General features: G+C 63.8%; 15 protein-coding genes. 6 read left to right on the top strand and 9 right to left on the bottom strand.

The genetic code is table 11. The features are described from left to right. Positions 1-106: 106 nt before the first annotated feature. Positions 107-1,033: a histone deacetylase family protein gene (locus tag B5D38_RS03775; RefSeq protein ID WP_078707006.1), complete on the bottom strand. Its 927-nt coding sequence runs from the start codon at positions 1,031-1,033 to the stop codon at positions 107-109. A gap of 62 nt (positions 1,034-1,095) precedes the next feature. Beyond that, a complete protein-coding gene (aroC, locus tag B5D38_RS03770) occupies positions 1,096-2,190 on the bottom strand; it encodes a chorismate synthase (RefSeq protein ID WP_078707005.1) in 1,095 nt (364 codons plus the stop codon). A 287-nt stretch (positions 2,191-2,477) separates the two neighbouring features. On the opposite strand from aroC, the gene B5D38_RS03765 reads away from it, so the two are divergent. Together B5D38_RS03765 and B5D38_RS03760 are read left to right on the top strand one after the other, a co-directional pair. Next, a complete protein-coding gene (locus B5D38_RS03765) occupies positions 2,478-2,663 on the top strand; it encodes a DUF1344 domain-containing protein (protein WP_245318784.1) in 186 nt (61 codons plus the stop codon). A 111-nt stretch (positions 2,664-2,774) separates the two neighbouring features. Then, the gene (locus B5D38_RS03760; protein WP_078707003.1) at positions 2,775-3,329 is read left to right on the top strand and encodes a DUF924 family protein; all 555 of its coding nucleotides are present in this window, start codon (positions 2,775-2,777) and stop codon (positions 3,327-3,329) included. A gap of 54 nt (positions 3,330-3,383) precedes the next feature. Here B5D38_RS03760 and B5D38_RS03755 read toward each other — a convergent pair whose 3' ends face one another. From B5D38_RS03755 to B5D38_RS03745, 3 genes are all read right to left on the bottom strand, one after another. Continuing rightward, on the bottom strand, positions 3,384-3,995 hold the full coding sequence (locus B5D38_RS03755) for a histidine phosphatase family protein (protein WP_245318782.1): 612 nt from the start codon (positions 3,993-3,995) through the stop codon (positions 3,384-3,386). Positions 3,996-3,999: 4 nt separating this feature from the next. Then, positions 4,000-4,818 (bottom strand): enoyl-ACP reductase FabI, encoded by an 819-nt coding sequence (gene fabI, locus B5D38_RS03750; protein WP_078707123.1) that lies wholly within the window; start codon positions 4,816-4,818, stop codon positions 4,000-4,002. 95 nt (positions 4,819-4,913) lie between these two features. Beyond that, positions 4,914-5,873, bottom strand: a complete 960-nt coding sequence (locus B5D38_RS03745; protein ID WP_078707001.1) for a DnaJ C-terminal domain-containing protein — start codon at positions 5,871-5,873, stop codon at positions 4,914-4,916. Positions 5,874-6,070: 197 nt separating this feature from the next. On the opposite strand from B5D38_RS03745, the gene B5D38_RS03740 reads away from it, so the two are divergent. Further along, a complete protein-coding gene (locus tag B5D38_RS03740) occupies positions 6,071-6,694 on the top strand; it encodes a VC0807 family protein (protein ID WP_078707000.1) in 624 nt (207 codons plus the stop codon). On the opposite strand, the gene B5D38_RS03735 is transcribed toward B5D38_RS03740, so the two are convergent. Next, entirely contained in the window at positions 6,686-7,108 is a 423-nt protein-coding gene (locus B5D38_RS03735) for an RT0821/Lpp0805 family surface protein (RefSeq protein WP_078706999.1), read from the bottom strand. The two genes, B5D38_RS03740 and B5D38_RS03735, sit on opposite strands and share 9 nt — an antisense overlap. Before the next feature lie 65 nt (positions 7,109-7,173). On the opposite strand from B5D38_RS03735, the gene pdxH reads away from it, so the two are divergent. Continuing rightward, entirely contained in the window at positions 7,174-7,794 is a 621-nt protein-coding gene (pdxH, locus tag B5D38_RS03730) for a pyridoxamine 5'-phosphate oxidase (protein ID WP_078706998.1), read from the top strand. 39 nt (positions 7,795-7,833) lie between these two features. Here the strand turns inward: pdxH and B5D38_RS03725 are convergent, their stop codons facing one another. The 3 genes from B5D38_RS03725 to B5D38_RS03715 form a co-directional block, all read right to left on the bottom strand. Next, entirely contained in the window at positions 7,834-8,538 is a 705-nt protein-coding gene (locus B5D38_RS03725) for an NAD-dependent deacylase (RefSeq protein WP_078706997.1), read from the bottom strand. 42 nt (positions 8,539-8,580) lie between these two features. Next, a complete protein-coding gene (gene tldD / locus B5D38_RS03720) occupies positions 8,581-9,996 on the bottom strand; it encodes a metalloprotease TldD (protein WP_078706996.1) in 1,416 nt (471 codons plus the stop codon). A gap of 127 nt (positions 9,997-10,123) precedes the next feature. Then, positions 10,124-10,696 carry an invasion associated locus B family protein gene (locus B5D38_RS03715; RefSeq protein WP_342587342.1) on the bottom strand — a complete coding sequence of 191 codons (573 nt, stop codon included), beginning with the start codon at positions 10,694-10,696 and terminating at the stop codon, positions 10,124-10,126. A 390-nt stretch (positions 10,697-11,086) separates the two neighbouring features. On the opposite strand from B5D38_RS03715, the gene coxB reads away from it, so the two are divergent. Continuing rightward, a complete protein-coding gene (gene coxB / locus B5D38_RS03710) occupies positions 11,087-12,010 on the top strand; it encodes a cytochrome c oxidase subunit II (RefSeq protein ID WP_425349307.1) in 924 nt (307 codons plus the stop codon). A 25-nt stretch (positions 12,011-12,035) separates the two neighbouring features. Beyond that, entirely contained in the window at positions 12,036-13,634 is a 1,599-nt protein-coding gene (gene ctaD / locus B5D38_RS03705) for a cytochrome c oxidase subunit I (RefSeq protein WP_078706994.1), read from the top strand. The last annotated feature ends 77 nt before the right edge of the window (positions 13,635-13,711 follow it).

Here is a 13,711-nt window from a genome sequence, read left to right as displayed (position 1 = left end):
TGCGTGTTCTTGCCCGCGCCGCCTTTCGCAGGTGCCGGTCAAGCTTAAAAGAGTTCTCGAAGCGGCTTAAAGCCTCTCCTGCCGCGTATCGTCTGAGGGTGGCGCTTTACCCCGTCATCAGCCGCTGGACATGCACGGCCGCCGACTTGGCGAGCCCGACGAGGTCATACCCTCCTTCGAGCACGCTGAGGAGTCGACCATCGCAATATCGGTCGGCAATGTCGAGAAGTCGGCCGGTCGCCCAGTCAAAATCGGCCTCGACCAGCTTGAGATGGCCCAGAGGGTCGCGATAGTGGGCGTCGAAGCCGGCCGAGATGATGACGAGATCGGGCCGGAAATTATGGAGTGCCGGCAGAACTCGGGCCTTGAATGCCTCACGGAAAATCTCGCCGCCGTCTCCCGCCGCGAGCGGCGCATTGACAATGTTGCCGGCGCCGGTTTCGCCCTTGGCACCGGTGCCGGGAAAGAGCGGCATTTCATGCGTCGAGGCGTAGAGGACGCCGGGGTCGCTCCAGAAGAGGTCCTGCGTTCCGTTGCCGTGGTGAAGGTCCCAGTCGATGATTGCGACGCGCTCCAGCCCATGAACGGCCTGGGCATGGCGCGCGGCGATCGCCGCCGTGTTGAACAGGCAAAAGCCCATGGCCGCAGCCTTCTCCGCGTGGTGCCCCGGCGGTCGCGCGGCGACGAAGACGTTGCTGGCCTCGCCCTTCATGATGTCGTCGACACCGGCGCAGGCCGCGCCCACGCCGTGAAGCGCGGCGCTGAAGCTCTGGGGGCTCAACACCGTGTCGTATTGCAGGCGCGTCATGCCTTCCTCGGGCACGGCCTTGGCGATCTTGCGGATGTACTCCTGGGGATGACAGCGCTCTACGTCCTCCAGCGAGCCCTCGGGGGCGAGCGCCCTGTCGAGATAATGGAAGGCCTCGGCCTCGAACGCGGCGTCCAGCGCCTTCATGCGTTCGGGGCTCTCGGGATGGCCCGGACCTGTCAGATGTTCCGAAAAGATCGGGTCATGGTAGAGCCGCGTGTGCATATCAAAGAACTAGCGCGGAACAAGAACTCTTCCAATGGCTGAAAGATCGCGAATGGGAGCTCTTATCCCTGGCCCGTCTGCCCCCGATGCCGCAGATAATGATCCGCCAGCACGCAGGCCACCATGGCCTCGCCAATGGGTACGGCCCGAATGCCGACGCAGGGGTCGTGCCGCCCCTTGGTCATCACCTCGACCTCGTTGCCCTCGGCGTCGATCGATTTGCGCGGCGTCAGGATGGACGATGTCGGCTTGACCGCGAAGCGCGCGACGACAGGCTGTCCTGTGGAGATGCCGCCGAGAATGCCGCCGGCGTTGTTTGAGAGGAAATGAGGCTTGCCGTCCGGCCCCCGACGGATTTCGTCGGCGTTGTCCTCGCCGGACAGCGTCGCGGCGGCGAAGCCGTTGCCGATCTCGACGCCCTTGACCGCGTTGATCGACATCAGCGCGCCAGCAATATCCTGATCGAGCTTGCCGTAGAGCGGCGCGCCCAGGCCCGACGGAACGCCCTCCGCGACGACTTCGATCACCGCGCCGACGGAGGAGCCGCGCTTGCGAACCGCATCCAGGAATTCGGCCCATCTCCCCGCCGTCTCCGCATCCGGACAGAAGAACGGATTGCGGTCCGCCTCTTCCCAGTCCCAGCGGGCGCGATCGATCTCAATGTCACCGATCTGGACGAGCGCGCCGCGCACGACGACGCCCGGAACCACCTTGCGCGCCAAAGCCCCGGCCGCCACGCGGCAGGCCGTCTCGCGCGCCGAGGAGCGCCCGCCGCCGCGATAGTCGCGGATGCCGTATTTCATGTCGTAGGTGATGTCGGCATGGCCGGGCCGATAGCGCTGGGCGATATCGGAGTAGTCTTTCGAGCGTTGATCGATATTCTCGATCATGAGCGAGATCGGCGTTCCGGTGGAGACGAATTCACCCTCGGCGCTGCCAAGCATGGCACCGGACAGCACACGCACCCTGTCGGCCTCCTGCCGCTGCGTCGTGTAGCGCGACTGGCCGGGGCGGCGCTTATCCAGATAGGTCTGAATCTCGGCCTCGGTGAAGGGGATGTTCGGCGGCATGCCATCCACCACGGCGCCGATCGCCGGGCCGTGGCTTTCGCCCCAGGTGGTCACGCGGAAAAGATGGCCAAAGCTGTTGTGCGACATGAGAGGCGTCCCGAAGAGCGAGAGGTTGGACCGCGTTTAAAGCGAGGGTGAACACGCGGTCAATTCAGGCGGTAACGAAACGTCACAAAGTAACCGATTATTAAACATGCTGGCTCGTCTTAATGCCACAATTTAGATCAACCTTGAACAGGTCGCGGCTGACGCGACGCACTGCTTCGAATTTGAGTTTGCGGCCTTCCCGTCGCGTGGCAAGAACCAGGGGTAGAACGGAGGTTCTCGACTTGGCTAGAAAAATTGTAGCCTTTTTTGCTGCGTCGTTTCTTTGCGTGGCACTGACCATCCCGGCTATGGCCGAGGAAACCGGCGGTCGTATCGTCAAGATCGACAGGGACCAAGCTGCCCTGACTCTCGAGGATGGCAGCGTTTATCTTCTCCCTGAGGATTTCGACTATGCCGCCGTCGAAACCGGCATGGAAGTCTATTTCATCTATGCCGAGAGCGATGTCGCGTAATCGCGTGATCGCCATCGCGTGGCCTTCGGCCGAGGCTCCTCCCGTCCTCGGCCGCCAACGTCGATTCGGGCGCTCCCTTCCGCGCGACCGCGCGGGGGCGGAGGCACTGCCATGACCGGTCAAGCGACGCCGCTCACGGTCGCTTCCGCGATCGTCACCTTTTGGCGGGGAGCCTCGGACAACTGGTTCGTCAAGGACGACGCCTTCGACGCCGATTTCCGCTCGCGCTTTTCGGGCGCGCATTGGGATGCGGCCGCTCGCCGTCTGGATGACTGGATGGCGACGGCGGAGGGAGCGCTGGCGCTGGTCGTCCTGCTCGATCAGTTTCCGCGCAATGCCTTTCGCGGCACCGCGCACATGTTCGCGACCGATCCGCTCGCCCGCCACTTCGCGGCGGAGGCGCTGGACGCCGGCTATGAGAAGCAGGTGGAAGGGGAGCTGGCGCTCTTTTTCTGCCTGCCGTTCATGCATTCGGAAGATATCGCCGATCAGCGGCGCTGCGTGGATCTGGTCGCGCGTATCGCCCCGCAACAGCGGCGCTTCGCCGACGAGCATCTCGACATCATCGCCCGCTTTGGTCGCTTTCCCCACCGCAATGCCGTGCTCGGGCGAGAGACGACCGCCGAGGAAGCGGCCTTCTTGAGCGCAGGCGGCTTCGCGGGATAGCCGTTCAGCCGTCATCCCGGCGTGCATGGCAGGGCACGGAAGCGCGCGATCTTCTCAGATCCACTCGGCGCGTCCGCCGCTGACCTTCAGAATGCGGTCTTGCGGGATGGCCGAATGGGCGGCGCGCGCCGACGCCATGCTGTCGTAGAGCTTCAGGAAAACACGAATGATGCCGCCGTGGGCGACCAGGATCGACGGAGCGTCCAGCGCGTCGAAGACCGGGGCGACACGCACTGAGAGAGCTTCATAGCTTTCCGCCGCGACTCCGGGAGGGACATAGTTCCATTTGTCGGCCTCGCGCGCCTCGACCGCCGCGTGATCCGCCAGCGAGAGCTCCTGCAAGGTCGAGCCTTCCCAGTCGCCGAAATGGATTTCCTTGAGGCGCTCGTCGATCTGGAAATCGTCCGGCGAAAGGCCGAGCTCTCGCCGAATGAGGCTCATGGTTTCGGTGCTGCGGCACAGCGGGCTCGAGACATAGCGGAAGGCCGACGCCGTCTCTCCCAGAAGTTCGCGCAGCTTTCGGCCGTTCCTGACGGCTTGCCGCCGCCCGGTTTCGTTGAGCTCGATATCCCGCTGGCCCTGCATGCGCTCTTCCGCGTTCCAGTCCGTCTGACCGTGGCGGCAGAGAAAGAACGGTGGAAGATCGGCGAGCGGGCGGATCGGCAACAGGCTATTCCTTGACGACCGAGATGTCGGGCGCATCCACCGCCTTCATGCCGACAGTGTGATAGCCGCTGTCGACATGGTGCACCTCGCCGGTGACGGCGCTCGACATGTCGGACAGAAGGTAAAGGGCGGACTGTCCCACCTCGTCGATCGTCACCGTGCGCTTCAGCGGCGAGTTGTACTCGTTCCACTTGAGGATATAGCGGAAGTCGCCGATGCCCGATGCCGCCAACGTCTTGATCGGCCCGGCGGAAATCGCGTTGACGCGAATGGCCTTGCCGCCGAGATCGACGGCGAGATAGCGCACCGAGGCTTCGAGTGCGGCCTTGGCGACGCCCATCACGTTGTAATGGGGCATCACCTTCTCGGCGCCGTAATAGGTGAGGGTGAGAATCGACCCGCCGGACGTCATCAGCTTTTCCGCCCGCGCCGCCAGCGCGGTCAGGGAATAGACGGAGATGTCCATCGTCTTCCGGAAATTGTCCCGCGAGGTCTCGACGTAGCGGCCCGTCAGCTCGTCCTTGTCCGAAAAGGCGATGGCGTGAACCAGGAAGTCGATCGAGCCCCAGTGCTCGGCGAGCGTCGCAAAGACCGCGTCCAGAGTCTCTTCCTCGGTCACGTCGCAATGGCCGGCGACGAAGGCGCCAAGCTCCTCGGCAAGCGGCTCGACGCGCTTCTTCAGCGCCTCGCCCTGATAGGTCAGAGCCAGTTCCGCGCCCTGGTCGGCCAAGGCCTTGGCGATGCCCCATGCGATCGAACGATTGTTCGCGACACCCATGACGATGCCGCGTTTGCCGATCATCAAGCCGTTCGACTGGACCATCATGGCTCCTTTAATGAAGGCCGGTGGCATCCCACCGCTGTGCGCGGGCGGGTATGGCACAGCCTCCGGGGAGCTTCAAGCGGATGAAGGGGAAGCTACTCTTTACGCCGGGATTCGAACAGGTCGATCAACGCCTTATCCGGCGCGTCGGGAAGCACGATCTTGAGCTGGACGAGAATGTCGCCGCGGCCGCCGCCCTTCATCGTCAGGCCCTTGCCCTTGATCCTCAGCGTGCGCCCGGAGTTGGACCATTGCGGAACAGTGAGGGCGATGCGCCCATCCAACGTCTCGACCGTGACCTTGCCGCCCAGCACTGCGTCCGCCAGCGGTACGGGCAATTCCAGCTTGAGGTCCCGCCCCATCAGCTCGAAACGCGGATGCTTGACGAATTCGATGGTGACGAGCGCATCGCCCGCAGGCACGCCGTCGAAGGAGGCGGGCTGCCCCTGGCCGCGAAGACGGATTGTCTGGCCGTCCTCGACGCCGTCGGGCAGGCGGATGGCGAGTCGCTTGCCCGACGGAAAGATCGCCTCGACCTTGGCGTCGGAGACGATGTCCTCGAGGCGGACCTTGAGGGTCGCGCGAATGTCCTCGCCCTTGGGCGGACTGTTGCGCGCCGCCGTGAAACCGCGTGCTCCGCCGCGACGCCCACCGGCGCTGCCGAACGGATGGAAGCCGCCGCCGCCCGCCGCGCCGCCGAAAGCCTGTTCGAAAAAGTCCGCGAAACTGGCCTCGCCGCCGGCGAAATCCTCCGCACGGGTGCTCGACTGATAGTCGAAGCCAGGGCGCGCGCCGGCGCGCTGCCCGAAGCCCGAGAAGCCCTGAAATTTCGGCTTTCCCTCGGCGTCGATCTCGCCGCGATCGAACTGGGCGCGCTTCTCCTTGTCCCCCAGTATCTCGTATGCCTGGTTGGCCTCGTTAAAGCGCGTCTTGGCGTTGGGATCGGAACTGTTGGTGTCGGGATGGAACTTCTTGGCGAGCTTGCGAAAGGCGGACTTGATTTCCTTCTCGCTGGCGCCCTTGGCCACTCCGAGAACGGTATATGGATCGCGCATGAAGCTTCGGCTCTCCCGCTACAACGCATGAACATCCAGAGACGACGCTCCGGTCTTGCCTGAAGATATGGAGCATGACGGCCTGATTTTTAAGATGGCCAATACATGCTTATCTTGAGAGTCAGGCCTGAGAGGCTCCTTTTGCGCTCGCCGTTGTGGCAAACTGCGTGCCGCTATCGCAATGAGCGGCAAGGTCCATGCTGAAGGATATTATTGTCAGCGTGCTGCTGCCCTACGGGACGTATCTTCTCCTGACCCGCTTCGGCCTGTCGTCCGTGGCGGCTTTGTCGGCGGGGGCGCTTTTCCCCGCGGCTTCCGTGCTGCTGGACTTTGTCAGGAGCCGCCGCGTCCAGGCGCTTGGCCTCATCGTGCTCTCGGCGACGATCGCATCGGTGCTCGGCGCTCTCATGTTCGATGAAGAAATTCTGATGCTGGCCAAGGGCTCGATGATCACGGCTGTCGTCGGTATGGTCTTCGCCGCTTCGCTCATGGCCGAAAGGCCGCTTGTCTTTCATTTCGTCGCCGGTAGCGACAGCGAGGCGCGGCAGGAGGCCGAGCACCTATGGCAGACGGCGCCGCGCTATCGCCAGGTCCTGCGCACCATCACCCTGGCCTGGGCCGTTGCGCTCTTCGTGGAAGCCGGTGTGCGCCTCGTCCTGATTCCGCTTCTGCCCATCGCCGTCTTCCTGCCGATCAGCGAGAGCATGTGGATCATCTTCTTCGCGGTGATGACTGCCTGGAGCTGGCGTTACGGGCGACGCGCCATGGCGGCTGTCAGACAAGGAGAGGCAAGCGGCCAGGCGCAGTCCGGCTCACTCTGACTCGGCGAAGCGGGTGAGTGTCCACTGACCAGCGCCGAACGTGCAGGCTTCTCCCTTGTAGAGCGCGATCCCGTCGAAGCGCTGCCGCGATGTCTTGAATGTCCGGCAGATGCGCGGGCCGCTCTTGACCTCGGTGATGGCCGTGATCTCGCCCTTGGTGCCGGTTTCGGCATTGGCCCAGGCGAGGGGATGCACTTCCACGGCGTTGATGTCGGCGGCGGAAACGGCATTGCGAACCGTCTGATTATCGGAGTCCTGCTCGGGCGCGGGATGGGCGAGCGCCGGCGTCCGAGCGATGGAGCCCGTCGTGACGCTGTCGTCGATCATCCCCTGCATTCCGCTGCCGGACATGGTACAGCCGGACAGCGCCAGGATGAGCGGGATAAGGGCGAGGGGGCTTTTGACCGCGGGCATTGCGCTCCAGATAGAGTGGCGCGCCGTGCACGGCGCACGAGGCCGATTGTTGAACGAGACGAAACATGACCAATGAGCCGTTAACGGACGATGAACTTTCCCCGGTGGATGAACCGCTGGATCTCTTCGCCGCCTGGTTGGCCGAGGCGGAGAAGAGCGAGCCGAACGACCCCACCGCGCTTTCGCTCGCCACCGTCGACGATGATGGAATGCCGGACGTGCGTATGGTGCTCCTCAAGGGATACGACCGACGCGGCTTCACGTTCTACACGAATTTCGAGAGCATCAAAGGCCGGCAGCTTCTGAACAATCCGAAGGCGGCTATGTGTTTCCATTGGAAGACGTTGCGGCGCCAGGTGCGCCTGCGCGGCCCTGTGGAGGTCGTCTCCAATGCGGAGGCGGACACCTACTACCAGTCTCGTGCCCGTGGCAGTCGCATCGGTGCGTGGGCTTCAGAACAATCCCGGCCGCTCGAAAGCCGCCATGCCCTGGAAAAGAGGGTGGCGCAGTTCACGTTGAAATTCGGGGTTGGCGAGATTCCTCGCCCCGAACACTGGTCCGGCTTCCGTCTCATCCCGCGCCGGATCGAATTCTGGCGCGATCGCCCGTTCCGGCTTCACGAAAGGCTGGTCTACAACCGCGACGACGCTGCCGACCAATGGCGCACGGAAAAGCTCTTTCCTTGAGAAGCGGGAGCAACCGCTCCTAAGAGCCACGTCACCGCTTCAAGCGGCGATAAGTTCTTCCACGAAGGCCGGAACGACCCGAGTCGCCGGTCCATAGCGAGCGGCACTGAAGAACCTCGAGCCCGCCGACGGCTCGAGGTTGAGCTCGACGGTCTCCGCTCCCGCGCTCCGCGCCTCGGCGACGAAACCCGCCGCCGGATAGACCGCGCCGGACGTGCCGATGGAGATGAAGACGTCCGCCTCCCAGAGTGCGGCCTGGATCATTTCCATATGATAGGGAATTTCGCCGAACCAGACGATGTCTGGACGCATCTGCCCGACAGCCGAGCAGGCGGGGCAGATATCCTTGAGGCTCGTGTCGTCCAGCTGGTCCTGACGAGCGCCGCAGGCGGCGCAGAAGACCTTCGTCAATTCTCCGTGCATATGGATGACGCCGGTCGAGCCCGCCTGTTCGTGCAGGTTGTCGATGTTCTGCGTGACAAGGATCACGCGTCCGGCATGCTCCTTTTGAAGGCGGGCGAGGGCGCGGTGCGCCGCGTTGGGCTTGGCGGCGAGCCCGGACCGCCGCCTTTCATTGTAGAAGCTGTGGACCAGCGCGGGGTTGCGGGCGAAGCCTTCGGGCGTCGCCACGTCCTCGATGCGGTGGCGCGCCCATAGCCCGCCCTGGTCGCGGAAGGTCTCGATGCCGGATTCGGCCGAGATGCCCGCGCCGGTAAGTATGACGATGGATGACGCCTTGTCCATGATGGTTTCCAGACGAGCTTGAAGCGCTGCGTCAGCCGGAGGTTATGCCTCCGTGCCGCCGATCGTCACCTGGTTCATGCGCAGGTGCGGCTGCCCGACGCCGACGGGAACGCCTTGGCCGGCCTTGCCGCACATGCCGATGCCGGTATCCAGCGCCATGTCGTTGCCGATCATGGAGATCCTGCGCATGGCCTCGGGGCCGTTGCCGATGAGCATCGCCCCCTTGAGCGGCTCGCTCACCTTGCCGTCGCGAATGCGGTAGGCCTCGGTACAGCCGAAAACGAACTTGCCGGAGGTGATGTCGACCTGTCCGCCGCCGAAGGAAACGGCATAAATCCCGTCCTTGACCGAGGCGATGATCTCTTCCGGCGCCTTGTCGCCGCCGAGCATGACGGTGTTGGTCATGCGTGGCATGGGGCTGTGGGCGTAGGATTGGCGCCGACCGTTGCCGGTCGGGCGCATGCCCATGAGGCGGGCATTCTGGCGATCCTGCATGTAGCCGACCAACCGACCGTCCTCGATGAGGACGGTGCGTCCGGTGGGCGTGCCCTCGTCATCGACCGTCAGCGAGCCGCGTCTCTCGGCGATGGAGCCGTCGTCGACGACCGTGACGCCCTTGGCCGCAACCTGCTCGCCCATCAGGCCGGCGAAGGCGGACTGTCTCTTGCGGTTGAAATCACCTTCGAGTCCGTGGCCGACGGCCTCGTGCAGCATCACCCCCGGCCAGCCGGCGCCAAGCACCACGTCGAAGCTGCCTGCAGGCGCCGGCACGGCCTCGAGGTTCACCAACGCCTGACGAAGAGCGCGATCCGCGATGTCGCGCCATGAATCCTGAACAAAGAAGGCGCCGAAGCCGGTTCGCCCGCCGGCACCGAAGGAGCCCGTTTCCTGACGATCGCCGCGTCCGGCGACGACCGAGACATTGATTCGAACGAGCGGCCGCACGTCCTTCACCAGATGCCCGTCCGCGCGCAGGATTTCCACCGTTTGCCATTGCGAACCGAGGCTGACGGACACCTGGCGAACCGAGGGGTCCTTCGCCCGCAGATAGGCGTCGATCTCCTGAAGGAGTTTCACCTTGTCCTCGAAGGGCGGGGAGGGGATAGGGTTCTCCTCGCCGTAAAGCTTGTGATTCGTGCGCTGCGGCGCCTCGGCATAGGTCCCCGTGCGCCCCGTCTTCACGGCGGCAACCGCGTCGATGGCGCGAAGCAGGCCGCCGCGCGAAAGGTCGCCGGAGTGGGCGTAACCAACGGCCTCACCCGCGACGACGCGCAGCCCGAACCCCTCCTGGGTGCCGAAATTGCCGCTCTTCAGCCTGCCATTGTCGAACACCAGCGACTCCGATTCGTGGTGCTCGAGAAAAAGTTCGCCATCGTCGCCGCCTCGCATCGCATCCCCGAGCGCGGTCTCGATCTCGGCGCGGGAAAGGTCGAAGCGATCGATCAGGGATGCAGCCATGAAGGAGTCCTTTAGGGATAGGCGCGGCAGGGCGCCGGAAAGGAGGGTGACGTCAATATGGCGTCACCCGCTGCGCCTTGCCAGGGTGCCGGTCTGCTGACCGGGCGAGCCCGGCGCCGCGCGGCGCCTATTGCAAGGCCTTGAAGCCTTCGCCGAATCCCGTCAAATCGACATCGAAGCCGACGCCGGCCTTTTCCGCGTCCACCGTATCGAAGACCGCGAAGATGGCGCGCTTTCCGTTGGAAAGAGCGTCCTCCAGCATCACGTCCTTGCCTGCGATGCGCACCGTCGAATCAAGCGGCACCTCGGCATAGCAGCCGTCGTTGAAGCAGCGAACGAACGGCACCTTGCCAAGATTGTTGCCGTCGATCGTGAGCGACAGGCCGCCCAGCCAGTTCTTGCCGCCGTCCAGGGGAACATAGAGAAGGACGCCGAGCGGAGCGATGACGCGAAGGAGCTTGGCTTTCCCGTCCGTGGTTTTGATGGCGACGATCGTCAGGCCCATCTCGGGCCGGTCCGCCGCCAGAAAGCTCTGCCGCAGGATGCATTGTTCGCCGGGCGCGCCTGCGGGCGTGTCGCAGACCACCGCCCATCCGCCGTGTTGCGAGCGCACGACGCCCGTCAACGAAAGCTGCGCATTCGCCTGAAACGGTGCCAGCGCCGTAGAAAAAAGCGCCAGAAGCGCGGCAGTGAACTTCATTCTCATGATCGTCAGTCCCGACCGGTGATCTCGAGCCGCGCCCCACAAGGGAGATGGATTGCCGTTCGTAAAGGAACGTTCCGGGGTCGGTTCGCGTTGGTTCTTGTGCGCGAAGAAGGCTCGGCCCGCAAGCCTCAGCATCGGGCAGGGAGGGGCTGGCTCGCCGCTCGTTCCGGCTTTTTCAGCGGCCAACGGACGGAACCGCGCCGGAGGAGCGGGTGGTCGAAATCGTTCAGGAAGGCACGTGAAAATTGCGTCGTGACGGCCATGAAATCGCCACGCGGGACTGGACCTGCGACACATTGATCTATATCAACCGAAGTTCATGAACGAGCCGGTCAGGTTCTCTCTCCGGTGCGATTAATCCTGAATTATCAGGGAGGTTGATGGGTGAAGGGACCGATTGTCGCAACTTTGGCGTTGCTTGTTGGGGCGGCGCCCGCTCTGGCGCAGGAAGGTCCGGTGGTCGGTGAGCCGCACAACTGGACGATCGGACTGCAGAAGTCGTTTTCGCCAGTCGCCGAGCAGATGCACTGGTTCAACACCTACGTGCTGTTCTTCATCATTCCGGTGGTCATTCTCGTTGCCGCGCTCCTCGCTTGGGTGGTCTACCGCTACGCTGCGGCCCGCAACGCCCAGCCCTCGCGCACGAGCCACAACACCGTGATCGAAGTGATCTGGACGGTCGTGCCGGTCATCATCCTCCTGATGATCGCCGTGCCCTCGTTCCAGCTTTTGAGCCTGCAGTACAATCCGCCGAGCGACCCGCAGCTGACGGTCAAGGCGACCGGTTTGCAGTGGTACTGGAACTACGAATACCAGACTGAGACCGCCGCCACCGCCGCATCCGGCGACGCGGACCAGGCCACCGCCGAGCCGGTGTCCTTTGATTCTCTTCTGCTTCAGGACGATGGTCGCGCCGACGCCGGCAAGGAGGACCTCGCCACCTATCCGCGACTTCTCGCCGTCGATAACGAGATGGTGGTGCCGGTCAATACGATCGTTCGTGTCCTGGCGACCTCCAACGACGTCATTCACTCCTTCGCCGTGCCTGCCTTCGGCATCAAGGTCGATGCCGTTCCGGGGCGGCTCAATGAGTACTGGTTCTCCGCCGAGAAGGAGGGGATCTTCTACGGCCAGTGCTCCGAGCTTTGCGGCAAGGATCATGCCTTCATGCCGATCGCCGTGCGCGTGGTTTCGAAGGATCAGTTCGACGCTTGGCTGAAGGCCGCCGCGACCAATGTCGAGGACGCCAACAAGCAGCTGACGGCGGCGATCGCTTCGGAGCGCGCCGTCAAGGTCGCGAAGCGCTAGGCGGGAAGGTTCGAGAGGGAAAACGATGGCTGACACGATCGCCCACGACACCCACGATCACAGGCCTCGCGGCTGGACGCGCTGGGTCTATTCGACCAATCACAAGGACATCGGGACGCTCTACCTGATCTTCTCCATCTGTGCGGGCGTCATCGGCGGCGCGCTTTCGGTGGCGATGCGGGCGGAGCTCCAGGAGCCGGGGTTGCAGATCTTCGGCGATCCGCAGCTGTTCAACGTCTTCACGACGGCCCACGGCCTCATCATGATCTTCTTCATGGTGATGCCGGCGCTGATCGGCGGTTTCGCCAACTGGATGATCCCGATCATGATCGGCGCGCCGGACATGGCGTTCCCGCGGCTCAACAACATCTCGTTCTGGCTGCTCGTTCCCGCCTTCCTTCTGCTCATCCTATCGATGTTCGTGGAAGGCGCTCCGGGCTCCAATGGTGCGGGAACCGGATGGACCATGTATCCGCCGCTCTCCGTCAGCGGCCATCCTGGGCCCGCCGTCGACCTTGCGATCTTCGGCCTGCACATCGCAGGTGCCTCGTCGATCCTCGGCGCCATCAACTTCATCACCACCATTCTCAACATGCGCGCCCCCGGCATGACGCTGCACAAGATGCCGCTCTTCGCCTGGGCCGTGCTGGTGACGGCGTTCCTGCTGCTCCTGTCTTTGCCGGTTCTTGCCGGCGCCATCACCATGCTGCTTACCGACCGCAACTTCGGCACGACGTTCTTCGCGCCGTCCGGCGGCGGTGATCCGATCCTCTACCAGCATCTCTTCTGGTTCTTCGGGCATCCCGAGGTCTACATCCTGATCCTGCCGGCCTTCGGCATCATCAGCCACGTCATCTCGACCTTCTCCCGCAAGCCCATCTTCGGCTATCTCGGCATGGCCTATGCCATGGTCGCGATCGGCGTCGTCGGTTTCGTCGTGTGGGCGCACCACATGTACACCACCGGCATCTCGCTCGACACGCAGCGCTATTTCGTGTTCGCGACGATGGTCATCGCCATCCCCACCGGCATCAAGATCTTCTCCTGGATCGCCACCATGTGGGGCGGCTCCATCTCCTTCCGCGTTCCGATGCTGTGGGCGCTGGGCTTCATTCTGCTGTTCACCATCGGAGGTGTCTCGGGCGTCAAGCTCGCCAACGCGTCGATCGATCGCTACCTGCACGACACGTATTATGTGGTGGCGCACTTCCACTACGTTCTGTCGCTCGGCGCGGTCTTCGCCATTTTCGCCGGCTGGTACTACTGGTTCCCCAAGATCACGGGCTATATGTACAATGAGCGGATCGGCCAGATTCACTTCTGGATGACCTTCATCGGCGTTAATCTCGTCTTCTTCCCGCAGCACTTCCTCGGCGCCGCCGGCATGCCCCGTCGTTATGCCGACTACCCGGATGCCTTCGCGGGCTGGAACTTCGTCTCCTCGATGGGGTCCTACATCTCGGGCTTCGCCGTGCTGGTCTTCCTCTTCGGTGTCTGGGAAGCCTTCTCCAAGAAGCGCATCGCCGGCCCGAACCCCTGGGGCGAAGGCGCGACCACGCTGGAGTGGCAGCTGTCCTCGCCGCCGCCCTTCCATCAGTGGGAAGAACTGCCGCGCGTGCGCTAAGTCTCTGCCAAAGCCATCGGCCGCCATCCATGGGCGGCCGATCCTCTCTCTTTAGATGGTTGTTGTTTGGAGTCTGC

This window comes from Consotaella salsifontis, assembly GCF_900167365.1.
In the GTDB taxonomy this organism is placed as follows: Bacteria; Pseudomonadota; Alphaproteobacteria; order Rhizobiales; family Rhizobiaceae; genus Consotaella; species Consotaella salsifontis.
The sequence above is the reverse complement of the archived record's forward strand: the minus strand, read 5'-3'. Positions and strand labels throughout refer to the sequence as shown.

Excerpts from the sequence above, each read along its gene's own strand:
- B5D38_RS03775 (WP_078707006.1), bottom strand. The coding sequence starts at position 1,033 with ATGCACACGCGGCTCTACCATGACCCGATCTTTTCGGAACATCTGACA.
- aroC (WP_078707005.1), bottom strand. The coding sequence starts at position 2,190 with ATGTCGCACAACAGCTTTGGCCATCTTTTCCGCGTGACCACCTGGGGC.
- B5D38_RS03760 (WP_078707003.1), top strand. The coding sequence starts at position 2,775 with ATGACCGGTCAAGCGACGCCGCTCACGGTCGCTTCCGCGATCGTCACC.
- fabI (WP_078707123.1), bottom strand. The coding sequence starts at position 4,818 with ATGGTCCAGTCGAACGGCTTGATGATCGGCAAACGCGGCATCGTCATG.
- B5D38_RS03745 (WP_078707001.1), bottom strand. The coding sequence starts at position 5,873 with ATGCGCGATCCATATACCGTTCTCGGAGTGGCCAAGGGCGCCAGCGAG.
- B5D38_RS03740 (WP_078707000.1), top strand. The coding sequence starts at position 6,071 with ATGCTGAAGGATATTATTGTCAGCGTGCTGCTGCCCTACGGGACGTAT.
- B5D38_RS03735 (WP_078706999.1), bottom strand. The coding sequence starts at position 7,108 with ATGCCCGCGGTCAAAAGCCCCCTCGCCCTTATCCCGCTCATCCTGGCG.
- pdxH (WP_078706998.1), top strand. The coding sequence starts at position 7,174 with ATGACCAATGAGCCGTTAACGGACGATGAACTTTCCCCGGTGGATGAA.
- B5D38_RS03725 (WP_078706997.1), bottom strand. The coding sequence starts at position 8,538 with ATGGACAAGGCGTCATCCATCGTCATACTTACCGGCGCGGGCATCTCG.
- tldD (WP_078706996.1), bottom strand. The coding sequence starts at position 9,996 with ATGGCTGCATCCCTGATCGATCGCTTCGACCTTTCCCGCGCCGAGATC.
- B5D38_RS03715 (WP_342587342.1), bottom strand. The coding sequence starts at position 10,696 with ATGAAGTTCACTGCCGCGCTTCTGGCGCTTTTTTCTACGGCGCTGGCA.
- ctaD (WP_078706994.1), top strand. The coding sequence starts at position 12,036 with ATGGCTGACACGATCGCCCACGACACCCACGATCACAGGCCTCGCGGC.